The organism is Vibrio sp. R10-SG3-ISO10, from assembly GCF_059834185.1.
Genome location: NZ_JCBDHG010000022.1, coordinates 93900 through 112600 on the forward strand (window position 1 = coordinate 93900; position 18701 = coordinate 112600).

14 protein-coding genes are annotated in these 18701 nt (G+C 45.8%); 7 read left to right on the plus strand and 7 right to left on the minus strand.

The genetic code is table 11. The features are described 5' to 3' along the window. The first annotated feature begins 12 nt into the window (after nt 1–12). Nucleotides 13–2220 (plus strand): sensor histidine kinase, encoded by a 2208-nt coding sequence (locus AC6R16_RS13860; protein ID WP_500674755.1) that lies wholly within the window; start codon nt 13–15, stop codon nt 2218–2220. Nucleotides 2221–2236: 16 nt separating this feature from the next. Here AC6R16_RS13860 and AC6R16_RS13865 read toward each other — a convergent pair whose 3' ends face one another. Further along, the gene (locus AC6R16_RS13865; RefSeq protein ID WP_500675339.1) at nt 2237–3433 is read right to left on the minus strand and encodes a sugar efflux transporter; all 1197 of its coding nucleotides are present in this window, start codon (nt 3431–3433) and stop codon (nt 2237–2239) included. A gap of 174 nt (nt 3434–3607) precedes the next feature. Between AC6R16_RS13865 and AC6R16_RS13870 the strand changes: the two genes are divergently transcribed. Beyond that, complete coding sequence (locus tag AC6R16_RS13870; protein ID WP_500674756.1) at nt 3608–4492, plus strand: helix-turn-helix domain-containing protein; 885 nt, start codon at nt 3608–3610, stop codon at nt 4490–4492. 34 nt (nt 4493–4526) lie between these two features. Here AC6R16_RS13870 and AC6R16_RS13875 read toward each other — a convergent pair whose 3' ends face one another. The 3 genes from AC6R16_RS13875 to AC6R16_RS13885 form a co-directional block, all read right to left on the minus strand. Further along, nucleotides 4527–5441 carry a dihydrodipicolinate synthase family protein gene (locus AC6R16_RS13875; protein WP_500639680.1) on the minus strand — a complete coding sequence of 305 codons (915 nt, stop codon included), beginning with the start codon at nt 5439–5441 and terminating at the stop codon, nt 4527–4529. 73 nt (nt 5442–5514) lie between these two features. Further along, nucleotides 5515–6483 carry a bifunctional Delta(1)-pyrroline-2-carboxylate/Delta(1)-piperideine-2-carboxylate reductase gene (lhpI, locus tag AC6R16_RS13880; RefSeq protein WP_500674757.1) on the minus strand — a complete coding sequence of 323 codons (969 nt, stop codon included), beginning with the start codon at nt 6481–6483 and terminating at the stop codon, nt 5515–5517. Nucleotides 6484–6568: 85 nt separating this feature from the next. Further along, complete coding sequence (locus AC6R16_RS13885) at nt 6569–7834, minus strand: NAD(P)/FAD-dependent oxidoreductase (RefSeq protein WP_500639682.1); 1266 nt, start codon at nt 7832–7834, stop codon at nt 6569–6571. 111 nt (nt 7835–7945) lie between these two features. Here AC6R16_RS13885 and AC6R16_RS13890 point away from each other — a divergent pair, with 111 nt between their 5' ends. Together AC6R16_RS13890 and AC6R16_RS13895 are read left to right on the plus strand one after the other, a co-directional pair. After that, complete coding sequence (locus AC6R16_RS13890) at nt 7946–8947, plus strand: 4-hydroxyproline epimerase (protein ID WP_500674758.1); 1002 nt, start codon at nt 7946–7948, stop codon at nt 8945–8947. 33 nt (nt 8948–8980) lie between these two features. Beyond that, a complete protein-coding gene (locus tag AC6R16_RS13895) occupies nt 8981–10495 on the plus strand; it encodes an aldehyde dehydrogenase (NADP(+)) (RefSeq protein ID WP_500674759.1) in 1515 nt (504 codons plus the stop codon). 82 nt (nt 10496–10577) lie between these two features. Here AC6R16_RS13895 and ptsG read toward each other — a convergent pair whose 3' ends face one another. After that, nucleotides 10578–12020, minus strand: coding sequence for a glucose-specific PTS transporter subunit IIBC (ptsG, locus tag AC6R16_RS13900; protein ID WP_500674760.1), 1443 nt, complete (start codon nt 12018–12020; stop codon nt 10578–10580). Between the two features lie 240 nt (nt 12021–12260). Here ptsG and AC6R16_RS13905 point away from each other — a divergent pair, with 240 nt between their 5' ends. From AC6R16_RS13905 to AC6R16_RS13915, 3 genes are read left to right on the plus strand one after another with little or no spacing between them, the layout of a single operon-like run. Beyond that, complete coding sequence (locus AC6R16_RS13905) at nt 12261–12968, plus strand: response regulator (protein WP_500639686.1); 708 nt, start codon at nt 12261–12263, stop codon at nt 12966–12968. Continuing rightward, complete coding sequence (locus AC6R16_RS13910; protein ID WP_500674761.1) at nt 12958–14394, plus strand: ATP-binding protein; 1437 nt, start codon at nt 12958–12960, stop codon at nt 14392–14394. The genes AC6R16_RS13905 and AC6R16_RS13910 overlap by 11 nt, the downstream gene beginning before the upstream one ends. Continuing rightward, the gene (locus tag AC6R16_RS13915; RefSeq protein ID WP_500674762.1) at nt 14391–15623 is read left to right on the plus strand and encodes an ABC transporter substrate-binding protein; all 1233 of its coding nucleotides are present in this window, start codon (nt 14391–14393) and stop codon (nt 15621–15623) included. The genes AC6R16_RS13910 and AC6R16_RS13915 overlap by 4 nt, the downstream gene beginning before the upstream one ends. Before the next feature lie 54 nt (nt 15624–15677). Here AC6R16_RS13915 and AC6R16_RS13920 read toward each other — a convergent pair whose 3' ends face one another. Together AC6R16_RS13920 and AC6R16_RS13925 are read right to left on the minus strand one after the other, a co-directional pair. Next, nucleotides 15678–17165, minus strand: a complete 1488-nt coding sequence (locus tag AC6R16_RS13920; RefSeq protein ID WP_500674763.1) for a nucleoside hydrolase — start codon at nt 17163–17165, stop codon at nt 15678–15680. Between the two features lie 63 nt (nt 17166–17228). Then, nucleotides 17229–18701: a diguanylate cyclase domain-containing protein gene (locus AC6R16_RS13925; RefSeq protein WP_500674764.1), complete on the minus strand. Its 1473-nt coding sequence runs from the start codon at nt 18699–18701 to the stop codon at nt 17229–17231.

Here is an 18701-nt window from a genome sequence, read left to right on the forward strand (position 1 = left end):
GTAGTGAGCGATATGAAAATCTCAAACCAAACCTCAAGCTCTACAAAGCCAAATGCCCCCCCACAAGCACAAGAGTCTCACCTCACGGCAACTTCCCTGATCCAACGCTACCGAACTATGATTTATATTGGCTTGCTGTTGATCATTCTCATCACATTAGGCAATGCTCTTTACCTGAGAGCACAAGTCAAATCTCAACTGTTAAGTCAGCAAGCTCAGTATGGCTTAGAGTCAATGCTGTCGCTAAACAAAACCATTTCTGTGTCACTCAACCATATCGATACGATGCGTAACGCAATAGAAACCGCGTATCTGTATCCTCAACTTGCACCGAACAAAGTCTCACTCTATTTCCTTGCGAGCTACTCTCAACAATCTCCAGCGAATGCGCCTTGGGAAAACCTGCCACAATCGCTCAAAGATAAGATCGGTCAACTTTACGTGCGCTCCAATGCACGCGATTACTCATTTGATCAACTCGCGCTCTTAACTATGGCCTCTGAAGTGGTGTCAACACACGCGCAGCACGATGATTTCCAGTGGAGTTACTACTACGATGCTCACGAGGTCATCACCTATATTTACCCCTGGCTAAGTTACCTGGACCTTATGGCTGCCACCAATACCACCACTTTGGATGATGCACTAGATGTAGTATTTGAAGCCGGTGGAACCTATCCCTTATCGCTGATCAACCCTGAAGCTAACCCAGAGAGAAACAAAGTTTGGACCACGCCTTATATGGATGCAGGTGGCAAAGGAATGATGGTTTCACTGCTTGCCCCTGTCTATCATGATTCAAAATACATTGGGGGGGTAGGAACAGATATCACGCTCAAGGTTCTAGATAAGATACTCACCAAACGCCCACTCGAAACAGGAAGATTAGTCATAGTAGACCAGCAAGGGCTAGTTGTCGGTGACAGCAAGGGAACGCTACAAGGCAAGACCGAGTCTGTCTCTCAACAAAGTGTTCTTGCTTTAAGTGAGATTGGTGATGCACACCAAGCGACACACGGGAGACTCAATAGTCACTCAAATGGCTACTGGATCTCATATACTCTAATGGATACCCCTTGGAGACTCGTGTTAGAGATCACCAACTCTGATATTAATCGACATGTACTTACCACATTGCTGCCGAACTTGATTTTAGCAACAGTGTTTACTGCGATACTGTTGTTCGTTGTTCTATATCAACATTGGAACTTTAGCCAACCAGCGCTTCAGCTTGCTCAATACGTCGAAGAACTACCCACTAAAAATGTGCTTACCATACCTGATATTCCAACTCGCTGGGAATACTGGTTTAAGCGGGCGGCGGATACAGAGCGAGATCGCCGAAATCATCTAGACACCATTGAATTGCAAACACATGAACTGGAGCAGCGCGTCCATGAACGGACAATAGAATTAAAAGAAACACTAGAAACCTTGAAAGCGACACAAGAAGAACTGGTCAGGTCAGAGAAGTTGTCTGGATTAGGGTCACTGGTTGCAGGTGTGGCTCATGAGCTCAATACCCCGATTGGTAATGCTATGATGGTTGCAACTAGCCTTAAAGATTTCAATCAAGAGTTCATTGAATCCACTAAACAGGGTCTAAGACGCTCTGTGCTCGACAACTACATTGCTCAAAGCACCGAAGGGTCTGAAAGTATTGAGCGCAACTTACGCAGAGCATCGGAACTGATCTCAAGTTTTAAACAAGTTGCGGTTGATCAATCAAGTTATCAAAGGCGTGAGTTCGCTCTCGATGAAATATTGCATGAGTTGCAAATCACGATGTCACCTAATTTGTCACGCAGCCAAGTGTCTCTTGAAATGGAGTGTGAGAAGAGTGTCCACATGAACAGTTACCCAGGCCCATTGACACAAGTATTGATGAACCTACTGTCCAATGCCCTTACACACGCATTCAGTGAGCAAGAGCATAAAACTGTCTGTATCCGTGGAACCTTAGTCGAACAAAAAGCCATTATTACTGTTGAAGACAATGGTCACGGAATCAGCCAAGAGAACATTAGCAAAATTTTTGACCCATTCTTTACCACTCGTCTTGGTCAAGGTGGATCTGGCTTGGGGCTAAATATCGTCTATAACTTGGTTACGGATCTGTTAGGCGGCGATATTCGCGTAGAAAGTGAACTCGGATTAGGAACCACCTTTATCCTTACCCTACCTATTTCCGCGCCAAATAGTGATACCGAACCAGAATAGAGATACAGAAAACCCGTTAAGCTGCCGATTGTGCGGTTAATCGCTCTCTTTGACGGACTTTAATCGAGAACAGGCTAAGTAGTATCAAAGCACAGACTGTCCCTATTAACGATACGTATAGGGTAGTGTAATAGTTATACAACTCACCAACCACACCCACAGATAGGCTCGCCACCAACATACTTATATTTAACGTATTCGAGAACAAAGTAGACGCTGTCCCAAGTCGGTCGCGCATCATATCCTGCAATACCACCATCCCCAATGTGGCACAAATACCGATAAAGAATCCATTGAGTAATTGAGCCGCTAACATAGCCGTAAAGCTGGTATTGGTCAGCATCACCGCATAAAAAAGCGTACCACTGGCAATTCCCATAAGCAGTAGTTTTACTGTCCCCACTTTCTCCGATAGTCGCCCCGCCCAAAGCATCACAGGGATCTCACACAGCGCGCCAGCACCAAATAAAAAGCCTAACCAGTTAGGGGCGACTTGTAACTCTTGCGAGAGATAGAGAGGCATACTGGTGATATAGAGATTGTTGGCTCCAAAAGCGACAACCAGCACGAGGCAATACAGAGAAATTAAGCCCCCTTTACCTTTCGAGCTTGGTTTTGTAGGGTCTGCTTCTAGCTCTTCAGCAGCCGTTTTGCATGAGGGTAAGAACAGCAGAATGACAATGATCCCGATAGTGACAATCGTGGCTGACACGCCAAATGCTGCACCAAACCCAAAGCTGGCTTTGAGCATAAAAGCCGCTGGCGGTCCGAATACCCACGCAATTGCAATACCCGCGCGCATGGTCGATAGGAAAGTGGTGCTGTCTTCAACGTTGTCATCTGCATACTCTCGCCCCATTGCAAACAGTTGCCCAAACGCCGCACCTCCAAAGCTGCCAAACAATGTCGCTATCGTGACCCCTACCCAATAGTCTCGGATAAATATAAAGCTCACCACGGTGATCAAATAGCAAGTTAGTGAAACGACTAAGATTGTTTTTCGTTGCCAGTTTTTGTCTGATTGAGCAGCCAACATCTGTGAGACAACGACTGAACTCACGACTGCGAGCACCATATATAAGCTCAACATCATTGGCGAGGCACCAAGCTGTTCAACAATAAACAGACTCGAAAGTGGGTAAAAAAACGCGCCACATAAGCCTGTTACAAAGGCGGTGAAAATAAATAAGATAGCGGTTTTATCTTTATACATCATGAGATAACTCTTGCTGTGTAATGTCATTCAATTAGCGCTAGTTTAATCAAACCGATGCCTATCAATTGATAGTATTCGAGCTACCTCTAATACTATTCCTTCAGTTTTGAATTAGTTTTTGACGGTTAGAGTCATCTAACTTAGCCTAGGTGATGAGAGAGGGGCTTATCGATGAAACCATTTATTGAAAATGTACTCAGCGCACCAAATTACGACTGGTTAGTGCGAGAATTTCATTGTCGTGTGAAGAAAGAAGAGTTTGCTTGTTCATGGCACTATCACTCAGAGTACGAGCTTGTCCTGTATCTTGATCCGGAGAATGTCTTTAATGGCAATTACCTTGCGGGCGATGCAATAGGCCAAGTACATAACAACACGCTTCTGCTTTATGGGCCCGGGTTACCGCATATGATCACAGGCAAACTTGCAAGCAGTGTAGAAAAGCCGCATAGCTCAATCATCGTATGGCTTAAGCATCATTGGATTGAAAAGCTTCAGTCAACGATTCCCGAAGCACGCAATATCAAAGCTCTACTAGAAAAAGCAGCGTTTGGTATCAAATTCAGTAACGAAACGGCCCAAAAGGTGGCGCAGTTGTTAATTGGAACGGAATCGCTTGAGCGCCACTACCAAGCTTTAAAAGTCATGGAAGTTCTTATTCACTTAGCGGATGATTTAGAGTCCCAGAAACTTTCTACGACGCCTTATCGAATTAGCCAAATCTCTGATAGGGATGCCCATCAGAAAGTGGAAAGAGCCACGCACTACATTGAAAAGCACTTCCACGAGCCGATCAGAATCTCTGATGTATGCCACGCCCTCCACATGAGTGAAAGCTCGGCATATAGGCTGTTCGAAAAGCACTTTGGTGTCAGTTTCTCCGATCACTTAAAGCTATTTCGAATTGGTAAAGCGTGTGAGCTGCTTGCTAGTACTCAGTCTCCAATCGCGTTGGTCGCGGAAAAAGCAGGCTTTCCTAACCTTTCTAATTTCAACCGCCAGTTCCGCGCCGTAAAGCAGATGACACCCACTCAGTTTCGGGCTCGGTTTAATTAGGGCAAGCAGGAACTTGCCCTGTAAGGAACATGATTTAGAGATTGTACTTCGACAAATCTGGACGCGTCGCTATCGCTTGTTCAACCAACGCAACAACTTGCGCGCGTTCTTCACCTTTAAGCAGCTGACGAGGAGCGCGTACTTGTTCGCTGCCTCGGCCACACACTTGTTCCGCCAGTTTAATACATTGAACCAAAGTAGGAATTGTATCGAGACGAAGCAGTGGTAAGAACCAACGGTAGATTTCTAACGCTTCAGCATAGCGCCCTTGGCTTGCTAGTTTATAGATAGCAACAGATTCCGCAGGAAATGCGTTGGTTAAACCAGAGATCCACCCGGTAGCACCGAGCATGAGAGACTCCAGTGCGATATCATCAACGCCACTAAAAACGGTAAAACGGTCGTCGAAGCGATTATACAGTTCCGTAATACGACGCGTGTCAGTGGTAGACTCCTTAACCGCAACGATATTTCCACACTCTGCAAGTTGTTCCATCAGATCAAGATTCACATCGACGCCATAGGAAACTGGGTTGTTGTAAATCATAATTGGCATTTCAGGTGTTGCTTGCGCAAGAGTACGGTAGTAGTCCACTGTTTCGCTATCCGATGTGCGGTAAACCATTGCTGGCATCACCATGCAGCCATCGATTCCTATTTTTTGCGCATCTTGCATGTAATCAATCGCCGCAGTGGTTATCGACTCTGCCGTTCCTGCAATCAACGGTACTCTATCAGCAACCACTTCCTTTGCGGCCAAAAGCACCTGACGCTTCTCTTCAGGGTATAGCGCGCAGTTTTCACCAACCGTCCCCAAACAAATAATGCCGTTGACGCCATCATTAATTTGGTTATCGATTACAGTTTGTGTGGCGTCGAGATCAATGCTCTGATCTTTACGAAACTGAGTACTTACTGCAGGGTAGACACCTTTCCAATCTACGTTCATCTTTACCTTCCATTTGTATATTGTATGCAATTTAAGTTTGCAGTCGAAACTGCAATTAAAGCGGGGATTTCCCCTAGTTAAAAATCTCTTTTTCTTGTAGCACAAACTTTACCGCCGCAAGATCAGCAAGAGCACTACCTACTGATTTATATAAGGTTATTTCCTCTTCATCACTGCGACCTTGATGAGATTTACGACACAAGTCAGCCAACTCTGCTTGTATGTTCTTGGCAGCAAAAACTCCCTCTTCGATCGGGATCAACAAATCACCTGCTTCTGCCAATACATTAACTCTACTGTCGACAAACACACTGGACCGTTGAACTGCAGTGCTGTCACACTCTCGCTTGTCAGAATCGTGATTACCAATCAGATCGATATGAGTTCCCGGTTGAACAAGAGCACCACTAAACAAAGGCTTATCTGATCCCGTTACGCATGAAATGATATCCACTTGATCAAGTACTGAGTCGACATCGTTAATGACTTCTAGCGTGAACTGATCAGAACTTGGCAGAGACTGATACTCGTTGCTCGATGAAATAGTATCGAGAGTTTGACGTGCTTTTTGCTCATCGCGCCCCCAAATCAAAACTTTGCGTATCGGACGAATGGCTGAATAGGCGTAAGCAATGTAGGGAGCAAGGTTGCCCGTTCCACAAATCAGCAGGGTTTCAGCATCACGCTTTGCTAAATAATCCGCAGCAAGCGCAGATGCAGCAGCAGTGCGCCAGTAAGTAAGGACTTTGCCATCGAGCAAAGCCAGTGGTTCACCATTAGAGCGATCAAAGGCGAGGATTTTTGACGCTAAACTGTCTTTGCCTTCGATGTAGTTATCTGGGAAATAGGTAAAAGCTTTGACGGTGATCAGCGATTCACTCCAAGCAGGTAACAAGGCAAACGCATCGTATTTATCTTCCTCTAAAGGCATCACGTTACGCTGTGGAATAGTTGCTTGCTCTTGGTAGGTTAGTCGCATTGACTCAATCAGCCCTACCATCGAAAGGCAGTTGACTATTTGCTGTGCGTCTAAGTTAATCATCTCTCGTTCCTTTTGCATTTTCACTGCAACCTTTTGTTAACATAATATGTCAGTATATTTTATACAATATTTAATTTTAAATTTTTTAGCAAAAGCGACTTAGCGCAAATGGAGAAATATTAAGCGATGGTTCACGCTGTCGACTTAGCTCACTGACTAAGTCTGCAGTGATAGCCGCTTGCGTAAGACCAAGGTGTTGATGGCCAAAAGCAAACAGTATTTTTCCATTTTCTACGCTGTCGATGACGGGTAAAGAATCAGGTAATGAGGGGCGGTTTCCCATCCATTTTTCACCATCCAACTCATACGATAACTCCGACTTCAAAAGCCCTTTCGCCAACTCTTTAAGCATGGTTGCGCGTTTCATGTTAGGCGGCGAATTCAGCCCTGCATACTCAACCGTACCCGCTAACCTCAGTCCCTCTTCCATAGGTGTCATTATGAATTTTCTATCCGCAGAACTGACAGGAAACGGGAGACAATTTTTCAGCTCCGGCACCATTAAGTGGTAACCTCTTTCTGCTTGTAGTGGCACCTTAATGCCGGTGATTTTTTTGACCAAGTCTACGGACTCTGCGCCAGTGGCAATGACAATTTTGTCAAACGAGTAGCTTTCATTTTCCGTTGCGACAACACCTAACTCACCGTCAAAAAAAGCCTCTTCCACTTGTTCTTCTACCCACTTCCCTTGTCGAAACTTAAAAGAAGATTCAAGCTCAACGCATAGCCTATAAGGGTTTAGACTATGGCCAGTATCTGGAAAAAACACGCCAAACTTTACTGAATCAGAAAGTTGAGGAACTCGCTCGCGCAGTTTGTCTTGTTGCCAAACTTGGCACTCCACCCCATGCTCTCGTAAGCTGTTTAGCGTCGCACGATACGAATCAAACAGCCGCTCACTTTCAAATGTCAACAATGAACCGTCCATCTCGATTAAGTGTTGCAACCCGACTTCTTCAAGCAGCGCGAACCAACTTTGCATCGCGTTCTGATTGAGTTGAGTCAAGGCTTGAGTAGATTGCTTGGTCGTTTTTTCTCTCGCATTTAATAAGAAACGAATCATCCAAGGAGTGGTTTTGTGAATGTCTTGAAAGCGTATTGATACCGGGCTTTGACGAGACAAGAGCATCTTCGGAAGTTGAGGTAAAAGATCAGGTGTAGCAAGCGGAAAAATTTGTTCTGTCGCGAAGTGCCCTGCGTTACCTTTTGAGCATCCTTGTCCAGCTCCACGCTTATCGAAAACCGTCACATTTTCACCTTCAAGTTGCAACTTCAGAGCGATACACAAGCCAATTATCCCACCACCAATCACTGCAATATTGTGCGAATCTGCTGAATTGTTGCTCACCATTTATTTTGCTCCTTATCACGTTTCAAAAACAAAATTGTATAAAATATACTTAACATCACGATAACATCCAATCTCACCACTTCAACTAATTTCTTATTCAAGGAGCAAGAAATGAGACAAGGAACCTTCTTTTGTATCGATGCCCACACCTGTGGCAATCCTGTCCGGCTAGTAGCAGGCGGTGTTCCTCATTTAGAAGGCAAGACGATGAGCGACAAGCGTCAGTTTTTCTTGGAGCACTATGATTGGATCCGTCAATCGCTCATGTTTGAACCTCGCGGTCATGCAATGATGTCTGGTTCGGTTGTTCTTCCTCCTTGCAGTGAGAATGCTGATGCTTCGATTCTGTTTATCGAAACTAGCGGCTGCCTGCCGATGTGTGGACACGGCACGATCGGTACCGTGACATCAGCCCTAGAACATCGTTTGATTACTCCGCGTGTCGAAGGCAAATTGATCCTCGATGTTCCAGCTGGTCAAATTGAAGTGCATTACCAACGCGATGGCGAGAAAGTCACCTCAGTGAAGATCTACAATGTTCCTGCCTACCTAGCCCATCAAGATGTCACCGTTAACGTGGAAGGGCTGGGTGAGATAACGGTTGATGTTTCTTATGGTGGCAATTACTACGTCATTGTTGATCCACAAGAAAACTATAAAGGGCTTGAACACTACTCATCAGATGAAATTCTAATGCTTAGCCCTAAAGTTAGACAGGCGGTGTCACAGGCCGTCGAATGTATCCACCCTGAAGATCCAACCGTATGTGGTGTATCTCATGTCTTGTGGACAGGCACACCGACTCAGCCAGATTCTACCGCACGAAATGCCGTCTTCTACGGTGAAAAAGCGCTCGACCGCTCACCATGTGGTACAGGAACAAGCGCGCGAATGGCGCAGTGGTATGCCAAAGGAAAACTCAAACAGGGCGAAGATTTTATCCATGAAAGCATTATTGGCAGCTTGTTCACTGGGCGTATTGAAGGTATCACTGAGGTCAACGGGCGCGCGGCCATACTGCCAAGCATCGAAGGTTGGGCTCAAGTCACAGGACACAACACCATATGGGTAGATGATCAAGACCCTTACGCATATGGCTTTGAACTTAAATAACCCGAATCGAATTAGAACAACTAGGAACCCGTTATGAGTACCGCAACTACTTTTTCAGCCATAAACCCTCAAACACAGCAGCCCCTACAAGGGGTATTCGCCGAGCATACTGATCAAGACGTTGATCTGGCGATTACTGCTGCTCACGAAGTAGCAAAAGCATATAGGCAAACCTCTCCCAATATACGTAGTCAATTGTTACAGACCATCGCCGACTGCTTAGAAGAGGCGCGCCAAGCGATTGTAGAAAGAGCAAATCTTGAGTCTGCCCTCCCGCTCGCAAGACTTAATGGTGAGCTAAGCCGCACTACAGCTCAACTCCGTCTCTTTGCCGATGTAGTTGAAGGAGGTCTTTGGCAAGAGGCAATATTTGATACTGCTAATCCATCCCGCGAGCCTTTACCTAAACCAGATATTCGCCGCCAAAACATCGCCTTAGGTCCTGTTGCCGTATTTGGTGCTTCTAACTTCCCTCTTGCCTTCTCAACCGCTGGTGGCGATACCGCTTCTGCACTTGCGGCAGGTTGCCCTGTGATTGTAAAAGGTCATCCAGCCCACCCTGGAACCAGTGACATTGTCGCTAAGTGCATAGCAAAAGCACTCGACGCAGTAAACTTACCTCAAGCCATTTTTGCTTTGTTACAGGGAACCACTCATGAACTAGGACAGGCTGTGGTCACTCACCCTGCAATTAAAGCGGTTGGTTTTACGGGGTCCATTCATGGAGGTCGAACACTGTTTGATCTCGCTCAGCGAAGACAAGAACCGATTCCATTCTATGGTGAACTAGGCGCTTCAAACCCTGTTTTCATTCTTTCGAATCGAATGAAGAGTGGTGCAAGGACTTTAGCTGAAGAGTATGTAATGTCGATGAATATGGGCTGCGGTCAGTTCTGCACCAAGCCTGCGGTCGTATTTGTCGCGAAAAGCAATGCAACCGATGAGTTCCTAGCTGCCGTACGCAAAGGTATTACTGCACAACAAGGGCAAACCATGCTCACTGCTGGCATTAGGCACAATTATCTAGAGCAAAGTGAGCTAAGAGCACAGCAATCAGGTCTTACTCGCACACTATCGTCAGCGGAACAAGGCGTACCGTCAATGCTGTTTGAAACCACCAGCGAGGAGTGGCGCTCCAATCCTCAGTGGCAAGAAGAGATCTTTGGTCCCCAATCCATTGTCGTTTTGTGTGAAGACGACCAAGATATGCTTGAACTTTGCCAAAACTTAGCAGGTAGCCTTACCGCGACCATACAAGCAGAGCCCAACGATCATCCGGTCGCAGCTCAACTATTGTCTGAGTTAGAAGAAGTCGCAGGTCGTATCGTGTTTAATGGTTGGCCAACGGGTGTCGAAGTCAGTTATGCCATGGTACACGGCGGCCCTTACCCTGCCTCGACTATGCCCGCGAGTACTTCTGTCGGTGCAGAAGCGATTAAACGTTGGCTAAGGCCGGTCGCTTATCAGGCCGTGCCTGAAGAGTTATTGCCTCAAGCATTGAAATCAACAAACCCATTTAATGTACGACAGAGCGTTGATGGGAAGTAAATCAGTGTAAAACGAAAAAGCCAACCTCGTTTGAGGTTGGCAAAATCTTACCAATCAGGTGATTTAGGGGGGAAAGGTAAGATCAGGAGGTAGCGAGCACTCCGTGAATTTCAGACTTAATGGTATCTGACTTAGTACCAAAGATAGCTTGCAGACTGTCACCTATCACTAGCACATCGTGGGCACCGAGCTGCTTGAGTTTTTCTACATCAACATTAGCAATATCTTTTACCGACACTCTCAAGCGGGTTATACACGCATCAACAGACTTGATATTCGCTTTACCACCGAGAGCGGCAATCACATCAACCGCAATCTCATCTGGCTGACCCGCGATTTTTACTTCTGCAATTTCAGTCTCACGACCCGGCGTCTTAAGATCCAGTTTTACGATTAAGAAGCGGAACAAGCCATAGTATAGGCACGCCCATATTGGACCTATGATGATAAACATCCAAGCTTTAGTCGACATTGGGTAGTACAAGAAGAACTGAATCGCTCCGTGGGCAAAGTCAGTACTGTGCTTGATCTCCAAGAACGCAGTAATAGCAAAGGCGATACCAGTCAAAAAGATGTGAATGATGTACAGCACTGGTGCAACAAATAAGAAAGTGAATTCGATAGGTTCTGTAATACCTGTTAGCCACGAGGTTAGCGCCGCCGACATCATTAAACCACCGACGATTTTCTTACGCTCTGGTGTCGCGCAGTGGTAGATAGCGAGAGCCGCTGCGGGTAGTGCCCACATTGAATACATAAAGCCACCAGAGAGGTACCCTGCTGTTTTATCTCCAGCAAAGAAGCGAGTTAACTCACCAGTGATCTCTTTGCCTGTCTCAGGATCAATGTAGCTACCGACTTCAAAGAAGAAAGGCGCGTTCCATATGTGGTGCAAGCCAACTGGAAGTAGTGAGCGCTCACCTGCTCCATAAACAGCCCAGGCCAAAACCGGATTCTGATAAGCCGCCCAATGGGAGAATGCATCTAACATTTGCCCTACTGGTGGCCAAGCAAACGCCAAAAATGCACCAACGACAATGGCACTTAAACCAGTTACAATCGGCACAAAACGTTTTCCGGCAAAAAAGCCAAGATACTCGGGTAAACGAATATTGTAGAAACGGTTGTACATTAGAGCTGCGACGGCACCAATGATCACGCCGCCAAACACCCCAGTTTGCAAGGTGCTAACGCCCATAATGGTCGCATCCGTTTCAAAACCTCTAAGCCCAGTAACGATACCGAGCGAGGCGTTCATAATAATCAAACCGACTAAGCCAGCGAGTGCCGCAGCGCCATCATTACCTTTAGATAATCCTAGCGCAACACCGACCGCAAACATCAGCTGCATATTACCAAATACGCCATCGCCCGCCGCTAGCATAATCTTACTTAAGGATTCTGGGATAAAGGCAAATCCGGCATTACCTATCCCGAGCATAAGGCCCGCAACAGGTAACACGGCCACTGGCAGCATCAATGACCGCCCTATTTTTTGTAGTTGTCCAAATAAACTTCCAAACATGGTTCCCTCCTGACTTAAGTCAGTCATTTAGTACCCGAGAAAACCTCGGGTTTTGTGTTTCACGTAAAGTCGGGGAAATTTTATCGAGTCTTGAAATGTTGAAGGTTACAAAACGCTACCAGTTTGTAAGCGATGACTTACAAAAGTGTGGCGTTTAAATCTAGAATTGCTCCATCCTCGATTGAGAAAGGGTGAGCAAAAATGCATCATATTTGAGCGCACAAGCTTGGATGCATGATAATGGAAAACAAACAGATACTGGTTGTAGACGACAATTTAGAGCTAAGAGAAGCCCTATCAGACTACCTTGGCCGGGCAGGGTTTGAGGTCATCGGTGCTGAGAATGGTCACGCGATGTGGCGCTTATTGCAATCAAATCAGCCCGATTTGATCATTCTCGATATCATGATGCCCGGTGAAGATGGCTTTACCCTGTGCCAAAAACTTCGTCGTGACTCGCAGATTCCGATCATCATGCTAACCGCAGTAACGGAGGAAGCCGATCGAGTGGCCGGGCTCGAAATGGGCGCGGATGATTACATCACAAAGTCATTTAGCCCTCGTGAACTGTTAGCACGAATTAAGACTATTCTAAGACGCAGCCAGCACAGCGCTGAGGCAAAGCTAACCCGTAAAGTTATATTCAATGAATGGCAACTCGATACGGTCACTCGTCAGCTTACTCACCTAGATAACAAACATGTCAAACAACTCAGTGGCGCAGACCTCTCCTTGCTTGGTCTATTTATAAACAATGCTCAAGCTATCTTGTCTCGCGACGATATCGCCCGCGAAATATGGGGCAGAGACGCCGACCCGTTTGAACGAGGTATTGATGTTCAAATCAGTCGCCTCCGACATCATCTCGAAGATAAAGATCGCTCTTTGATCTTAACGGTTCGCAACAAGGGCTACATGCTGACAACGGACGTCCACTATGAAAATTAGAGCACTCAGCCAGTCGTTAGCCTTTCGTGCTAGCGCATTCCTGTTGGTGGTGATTCTTGCCGCGCAGCTATTATCTGGACTGATTTGGTATCAGCACGCTAGTGAGCGGGACAGGCAAGGACTCTCCAATACCGTTAAAAGCTTAGCGTTAAGCGCCTCATCAACGATTTCATTTTTCCAGACTCTTCCTGCTGAATATCGCCACTTAGTCCTAAACCAATTGAGAAATATGGGCGGCACGCGCTTTTTTGTCTCTCTTAACAACCACCGTATTGATGTCCCGCCAATTGCTCAAAGCGAAACTAAAACACTGGTCGTCAATCAAGTCGAGCAAGTGCTCAAAAGCGAGTTACAAGGCGTTCCGAATATCGACGTTGAGTTTACTGAAAGAGAAAACCTGCGTGTGTTTAATAACGAGTTACCCATTGATGAGCTACCACTACTCTGGGCACATTACTCACTCTCGTTTGGGGATTTAGATCCGCCAATTCTAGTGATGCAAGTTGAAGTAGCCGAGAATGAATGGTTTTACCTTGCTGCCGTTCTACCCGCTCCCTATGTGAACCTTGAAACCAGTTATTTCGAGCTCAGAGAATGGTTAACACTCTGTTTATCTGCCTTGTTACTTTTGCTCTGTACTTGGTTTATCGTTCGACGCGAGATACTACCTATCCGTGAGCTCGCCAAGGCTGCGACCTTAATGTCGAGCAGGCTCGATGTACCAAAGGTGAAAGAAAGAGGGAGCAAAGAGTTAAAAGCGGCGGTGAGAGCGTTTAATAAAATGAATCGCCGAATAGATAGCCATATTAATGATCGTGAAATGCTATTCGGCGCGATTTCTCATGATCTCAAGACCCCAATTGCTTGTCTGAAGCTAAGGGCTGAAATGCTTGAAGATGAACGAGAACAAGAGCGCTTTACTCGCATCGCCAACGACCTCGACCTCATGGTCAAAGGTGCCCTTCAATGCATAAAAGACATAGATATCCACGAGGAAATAGAACCTATAAACCTTAATGAGTTGATCCAACATATTACCACTTCATTTCCTCATCAAGCCGATAACCTAACGGTCTTAGGGGATGTTGATAAACCCTTAGCAGGTAAGCCTTTAGCCATCAAACGCTGTGTTCAGAACCTAGTCGACAACGCGCTTAAATACGGTGATAAAGCTGAAATCACTTTAATTGAAGAGACCGAGCATGTTGATATTCGGATTGAGGATCATGGTCAGGGGATAGAGCCAGATCTATTCGAAAAGCTCTACCAACCCTATTTCCGAGCCAACACTGAGCATGAGGGCACTGGACTAGGCTTGACCATTTCCCAGAGCATTGCCAAAGCGCATGGCGGCTCTCTCACCTTATCCCGCTCTCAGTTTGGTGGATTATGCGCTACGTTATCTTTCCCAAGAGATTCGCTATGAAAAAACTTGTATCACTATTGTCCCTCTCTCTTCTCTCGCTACCGGCTCACGCTAATGTCGAGTTTCTTCATTGGTGGACATCGGATGGAGAAAAGCAGGCACTCAGCGTGCTTGAAAAACAGCTCACTAGCCACGGCTTAGCGCTCTCCCCTAGCCCAGTATTAGGTGGCGGTGGTGACAGCGCCATGACGGTTCTGCAAGCACGCGCCCTAGCGGGAAATCCACCAAGTTTTGCCCAAACTGAAGGACCGAGTATCAAATCTTGGGATGCGATAGGTATTCTCCATGACGTCAATTCCGTTGCTCAGAAGCATCGTTGGGATGAGACTTTGTACCCGCTCGCAAGAGGTATTAATAAAACGCAAAACGGCTATGTTGCTCTACCGCTGACCTTACACCGACTTAACTGGTTGTGGGTGAACCATAAACTTCTAAACTCTCTCGATCAACCTGTCCCCAAAACATGGCAGCAAATGTTCGCCACGATGGAATTGGCCAAGCAAAGCGGAATCAGCCCACTTGCCGTTGGTGATCAGCCGTGGCAAATCGCCATGCTGTTTGAAAACCTAGTTATATCAACGGGTGGAGTCGAATTTTACACCAAAGCCATGGTTGAGCTACAAAAAGAGAGTATCGACAGTGAACCTTTGAGGCTCGCGCTCCGGCAATTAAGACGAATTAGCTTACTGGTAGAAAACTCGCTACCGGACACCAAATGGGACACAGCAACCCGTGCGTTGGCTTCAGACCAAGCTCTGTTCCAACTTGGCGGTGACTGGATATTAGGCGAGTTAATGGCGAACAACATCGATGTACCCAATGACGTCGGTTGTTACGCCACCCCAGAAAGTGACGGTGTATTCCTGTTTAACATGGATAGCCTTATTTTTATGGCGAGCAAAACCTTTAGCTCGTCTCAAGCCAATCATGCTGCTGATATTCTGGCAGATAAAGACTTTCAACGTGACTTCAATCAGATAAAAGGCTCTATTCCCGTTAGAGAAGATATTGATATCAGTGACTTCAATCCTTGTCAGATACAGTCGTATCAGGACTTCCAAGTAGGGACAACCAATAACAAAGTCGTGCCGAGTATGATTGATTCAATGGCGGTGAACCCAGTGGCTCAACAAGCGATAAACTCAGCCATTTTCCGCTTCTATCGCGACAAAGATCTTAAGCCCGATACGGTGATAAAACGGATTATAGCCATTGCAGAAAGCAATTAGATGATGGAGTAAGTGAAGCAGCCGTGAATGACTGCTTCACTATGTTAACGAGGTTTACATGATACCTCTAGCAACGCCGACGCGACGCCCTTCTTCCATTTCCCACTGCACTCCATACTTGTCAATCCAGTAGAAAAACGAAATTGGGAAACCGTCTAGCTTCTCAGGGTGATAATCATCAGACGGGTCAATCATCGCCACACCTTCTTGCTGCTTAAGGAATCTGAACACCGCAGTACAGTTCGAGACTTCAAGAGCAATATGTCGCGGGCCACCTAGATCATAGGTTCTTGGTTGAGGCGGGATTTCTGATTGACCTATCGGCTTGTGATAACGCATCAGCTCCAAATAGATCGAAGCATAAGGGTGTTTGAGGAAAAGCACATCCAGCTCGACATCTTGGTCTGATAGTCCAGCATCCTGATTGAACTCCGCCATTGAAACATTGCGATAGTCCATCTTCTGGCCTTGGTCATCGATCGCACGGTCGAAACCCAGTACTCTATGATAGTACTCAGCGGCACTGTCAACATCTTCCACAATGATGTTAACGTGAGATAAACCAAGTATAAAACTACTGATATCCTGTTGCGTAAGACGTTTAAAGAGCTCAGGCTCAGCACTAGGTGACAACTCCACCGCGTAGTTAACCAATTTGCCCGTGGTTAGCTGTTCATTGCAGACTAGGTATTCCTTGGTTTCACCTCTATCGGTGTCACTTGGAGCGACTTGAACCTGAGTATGCCATTGCTTTAAAGCAAACCACTCAGGGTTAATCACATAAGCCGCAGCGACCATATCAAAAGGAATAAAGCCTTGGCTTGAACCAAATAGCGCCGCCCATTCAAGTGCCCAAATACGCGACTCTTTTTCTAAGTACTCAGCCAGTGAACTGCCGTTGCGCATCTCTCTCAACTCATGGAAATCAATCCAAATATCATCACAAACTTCAAACGGAATAAGCGTGAGTTGTACGTCACTGTTTAGCAGCACGTTAAACGCCGCTTCGTCGACTTCAAAGTTAAGATCTCTGAAAGGTCGTAACTGCCTCTTACTCGCTACGAAATGTTGGTCTGTATTTCGACGCCCAGCAACACAGACAACTTCTTCAATGTTCGCAACCAACTCAGGAAAGTGTTTAATAAGTAAGGCTATGTTGGTCAACGCGCCGATAGCAAGAATGGTCAATGGGCCTTGCTTTAACTCTTGAGCGAGATTTGTAACGGCTTCTGGTAACTCTTTATCTTGCGCTTCAGAATAGAAAACGGAACTTCCTTTCGATACCCTCAAACTGGTTGGCCCAAATTTGGCGGTAAACTGAGTCGCAATCTTCGTCGTCACGTCAATATCATCAGTATTACCAAGCGTTGAGCTCAAACCAACAATATCGACTTCTTGGCTGCGGAATAAAACACCTAAGGCGTACCCATCATCAACGTCACAAGGGATTAACCCATTGTAGTGGTCGATTGTGATATCTGTATCTATCCATGTACGTTTTTGAGGCTGCATTAAGAAGTCTTTAGAATCAAGACCTTGCATAGACTCTCCTTTGCTTTCTGTTTATTAGTGGGATTATTTTTTAAGTAGGATAAAAAGGAAGGCTTATTCAATGATCAAAGCCTGGCTATACATCACCACATTTCGGCCAGCTTCTTTACCCAAATAGAGTTGCTCATCCGCTTTGACAATAGCGCGTTGGATACATTGGTCTGATTGTTCCACGGTGACATCGTGCAACCCTGAAGATATCGGAACAGCTCCAATAGACACAGTGACAACGTCATGCGGGTAATTCTTGCAGTGCTCAATATTGAGCTCCTGAACGGCGGTTCTTAGTGCGTTGACCCTTTCTTTTAGCTGCGTTTCCACTTTGCTCGAAAGAATGAATACAAACTCCTCTCCACCTAGACGACAACCTAACTCTTGTGGCTCAAGTAAACCGTTCATTGCATTCGCCACATCAGTCAGGACATTGTCCCCTTCCGTGTGACCGTAAGAGTCGTTAAACAGTTTAAAGTTGTCGATATCACACATGACGAAATAGACAAACTCTCCCTGATGCAATGCTTGCTGTACCGTTTTCGCGGCATGTTTCTGATATTTAAAGCGAGAGCCAATACCGGTTAGCGGATCTGTTTCTGTTTGATAATGTAAGATCCGCAGTTGGTTTTTAATCTTGGTGATCAAGCTCGAATAAGAGCGTGCTAAATCACCAATTTCATCCGCTCTTTTTATCTCTGGAATTTTTGATTGATCAATCTTTTCAATATCTTGCTTCATTGACAGCGCTAAAGCTTTAACCGGGCTGACCAACCAAAAAGTCACCAAATAAATCAGTAGGAATGAGATAACTAGCGCAACCAATGCCTCGTACAATACTCGAACTAACAATTCCCTTTGGATCTGCTTGAGCGAGGTGGCATCAACAACTGCTCTAAAGTAACCGCCATTGTTATTGCGTAACTTAACCTGAACATAGAGTAGTCCCGCTTCCTCATCGAGGTAATAACCCGAGTCGTATAGATTCTCAGGTATGGTCGGAATTGGCAATGAGCGTAGCTTAAGATTCTCATTGATAACCGAAAGATCGACCTTTAGCTTATTAATCAGGCGATTAAGCTTCTTAGTATGTATAGCATTGGTGGTTGGTGTTGCGGCTAATTTGCTCTCAAGCTTAACCAATTTGTTTGCCAGTATTTGAGCCTCTTCTTCGGTAACATCCAGCCGCCACCCTTTGCTTTTCGCTATCGAGTATCTCACCTTAACGGTTTGCTTTAGGTAGTCACTGGTACCTGAAACTTCAGCAAACTTTAGGTTCGGTATCGCTTTGAGGTTATCTAACGTCGACTGCATAAGCAGGTTGGCATAGTTTCTTCCGGCAACAGAGCCAGAAAAGAAGGTGTTATATGCCGTAAGATGACTGGCAGACATATCCGCTAGATACTCAACTTTTGTTGACCAGTCATTTTGATAGCGGCTGTAAGACATACCAAAAATGATGGACAAAACAAGAACCAGATGCGAAACAAACAGCATCTGGTTTATTGTCATCCAGCCAAATAAACGGTCACTCAA

Bases quoted from the DNA above. Each gene is read 5' to 3' on its own strand.
- AC6R16_RS13860 (WP_500674755.1), top strand. From the start codon at position 13: ATGAAAATCTCAAACCAAACCTCAAGCTCTACAAAGCCAAATGCCCCC.
- AC6R16_RS13865 (WP_500675339.1), bottom strand. From the start codon at position 3,433: ATGTATAAAGATAAAACCGCTATCTTATTTATTTTCACCGCCTTTGTA.
- AC6R16_RS13870 (WP_500674756.1), top strand. From the start codon at position 3,608: ATGAAACCATTTATTGAAAATGTACTCAGCGCACCAAATTACGACTGG.
- AC6R16_RS13875 (WP_500639680.1), bottom strand. From the start codon at position 5,441: ATGAACGTAGATTGGAAAGGTGTCTACCCTGCAGTAAGTACTCAGTTT.
- lhpI (WP_500674757.1), bottom strand. From the start codon at position 6,483: ATGATTAACTTAGACGCACAGCAAATAGTCAACTGCCTTTCGATGGTA.
- AC6R16_RS13885 (WP_500639682.1), bottom strand. From the start codon at position 7,834: ATGGTGAGCAACAATTCAGCAGATTCGCACAATATTGCAGTGATTGGT.
- AC6R16_RS13890 (WP_500674758.1), top strand. From the start codon at position 7,946: ATGAGACAAGGAACCTTCTTTTGTATCGATGCCCACACCTGTGGCAAT.
- AC6R16_RS13895 (WP_500674759.1), top strand. From the start codon at position 8,981: ATGAGTACCGCAACTACTTTTTCAGCCATAAACCCTCAAACACAGCAG.
- ptsG (WP_500674760.1), bottom strand. From the start codon at position 12,020: ATGTTTGGAAGTTTATTTGGACAACTACAAAAAATAGGGCGGTCATTG.
- AC6R16_RS13905 (WP_500639686.1), top strand. From the start codon at position 12,261: ATGGAAAACAAACAGATACTGGTTGTAGACGACAATTTAGAGCTAAGA.
- AC6R16_RS13910 (WP_500674761.1), top strand. From the start codon at position 12,958: ATGAAAATTAGAGCACTCAGCCAGTCGTTAGCCTTTCGTGCTAGCGCA.
- AC6R16_RS13915 (WP_500674762.1), top strand. From the start codon at position 14,391: ATGAAAAAACTTGTATCACTATTGTCCCTCTCTCTTCTCTCGCTACCG.
- AC6R16_RS13920 (WP_500674763.1), bottom strand. From the start codon at position 17,165: ATGCAAGGTCTTGATTCTAAAGACTTCTTAATGCAGCCTCAAAAACGT.